The sequence below is a fragment of the Acetomicrobium mobile genome (assembly GCF_937920065.1).
Window position 1 is genome coordinate 1 of the sequence record NZ_CALETC010000275.1, and the last position, 2,177, is coordinate 2,177.

Genomic DNA, 2,177 nt, shown 5'->3' on the forward strand with positions numbered 1-2,177 from the left:
CTATATGGGCGTCTAAAAGCACCTCTTTGTCGTCTCTTCCCCTTTTCCAGACGAGTAAATTGCCCACGGGGTCGAACTTGTATCCATCTATGTGACCTTCGAGGTATTTAAGGACGACTTTTTGGACCTCCTCTTCCCTGCCGCTGGGGCCGTAACTTTCTGTCAGTTCCTGGATTAAATCTATCATCTTGCAAAACCCTCTCCTTCTTCTAAGATTTTGCTGACCAGTTTGACCGTGTTTTCAAAATCTCCCAGGTCAATCATGGACAAAGGGCTATGGATATATCGAGCAGGAACGGAGATTACCCCGGCCGGCACTCCCCCGCCGGTCTTGGCGAGGCGCGCGGCATCCGTTCCGCCCGCAGTCCTCCTTTTCGGCTGGTGTTTGATGTCGTATTTTTGGGCGACCCGCAGTATGGATTCATAGATCTTTTTATTGACCACGTAGCCCCTGTGCATGAAGGTGATGGCCGGGCCGTCTCCTAGGCGAGTTGCCCACTGATGTTCCGGAAGCCCTGGATCGTCTCCTGCCGTGGTCCCCTCGATGACCAAGGCAAGATCTGGGCAAACTTGTTCAAAAAGCACCGCGCTTCCCCGCAGGCCTGGCTCTTCCTGGACCAGGAAGGCAAAGTACAGGTCGTCCTCGTAACGTTGTTCCTGCTCTATTACCTCCATCAAGACGGCGCAACCTGCCCTGTCGTCGAAGGCCTTGCCCGTTGCCCTGGAGTTTTCCTGCCTGAAATCCGTCGCAAATGAGATGTAGTCTCCTAATTCCACTTTACGTGAGGCTTCTTCCTTTGACCTTGCACCTATATGTACGCGAAGGTTTTCGAATTTGGGCGAGGCCAGAAGCTCGTCCTTCTTTTGAAGGTGTATGGCCTTGTAACCGATGACTCCGGGCAGCTCTCCATTGATCCTGACGTGCTTTCCAACGACGACACGGGGATCGACGCCCCCTACGGGGCCAAATGACAAAGTTCCGTCATCCTCTATGTTTGTCACCATGAAGCCGACCTCGTCCATGTGGGCAGCCAGGACGAACTTTCTGTTCGACCTGGTCCCCTTCTTGAAGGCGATCAGGTTGCCTAGTACGTCGACCTTTAAGCTGTCCACCTTGTCTTTGATCTTTTCTTCTATAAACTTTCTGACGCGTCCTTCGTCTCCAGAGACGCCGTCGAGTTCGGATAACTCCTTTAAGTACAACGCCTTCACCCCTTTCATCACAGGTTCACGGTGCTTGCCAAAGCAAGCAGGCGTGCGGTCTCTTCCACGTCGCGGGGATCGACCAATTCTACGGGCGTGTGCATGTACATGAGCGGTATGGAGACCAGCGCCGTCTTTATACCCGACCTCGTAAGCTGTACCTCGTCCGTGTCGGTATGAGACCTCCCGGGCGTCGGCTCGATCTGCGTCCTTACGCCGTGACGTTTTGCCACGTCACATAAGGCCTTGTAAAACTCCCTGTTTATGACGGGCCCGACTGCCAATACGGGGCCTTCCGAGATCTTAATCGGGGGCATCTGCGGCACGTGTTCATTGCCGTGGGTGACGTCTACCACTATGGCCTCGTCCAACCCAAGCTCGTACGCAACGGAGACTGCTCCCGGGCCTGCGATCTCCTCCTGGCTTGAAAAGATGAAATAAACGTCAGCCCTGTTTTTTATAATCTCAAGCTTGCTGGCGGCCATGATAAGGGCAGCACAGCTTGCCCTGTTGTCTAAGGCCTTGCCCGAGAACCTGTCGCCTAAAGAGGCACACCTTCCTTCGATGACGCAAATGTCTCCTACGCTTACGGCTTCGCTTAAGGGGCTACAGGATACGTCGACGTAAATGTCGTTGTAATCGGGGACCTTATCTTTTTGATCATCTTTTTGGAGGTGAGGAGGAAGAAAGCCTACAACTCCTGTGGCGACACCTTGCTTGGTGAATATCTTTATCCTTTGGGAGATGACCACCTTCGGATCTATGCCGCCGATTGGCTCGACCCTCAAAAAACCTCTTTCTTCAAGCTTTGCGACGACGAACCCGATCTCGTCAGCATGGGCAAATATCCCAAGCTTTTTGCCGTTTTGCCCATTTTTTACGGCTATAAGCGCGTTCATCTTGTGCTTTCTTACGGAATCGACGTAGGGTTTGATGTTTTCTTCGATGACCTTTAGGACTTCGTCCTCATAGCC

The 2,177-nt window shown here is 52.8% G+C and carries 2 protein-coding genes and 1 pseudogene; all 3 read right to left on the reverse strand.

Going from position 1 to position 2,177, the window contains the following annotated elements:
* Positions 1-187 (reverse strand): annotated as a pseudogene (locus Q7P41_RS10265) (M42 family peptidase); the annotation flags it as partial.
* The gene (locus Q7P41_RS10270; protein ID WP_303884032.1) at positions 184-1,212 is read right to left on the reverse strand and encodes a M42 family metallopeptidase; all 1,029 of its coding nucleotides are present in this window, start codon (positions 1,210-1,212) and stop codon (positions 184-186) included. The gene Q7P41_RS10270 and the pseudogene Q7P41_RS10265, both read right to left, overlap by 4 nt.
* 8 nt (positions 1,213-1,220) lie before the next feature.
* On the reverse strand, positions 1,221-2,177 hold a 957-nt coding region (locus Q7P41_RS10275; protein ID WP_303884034.1), incomplete at its 5' end, for a M20/M25/M40 family metallo-hydrolase.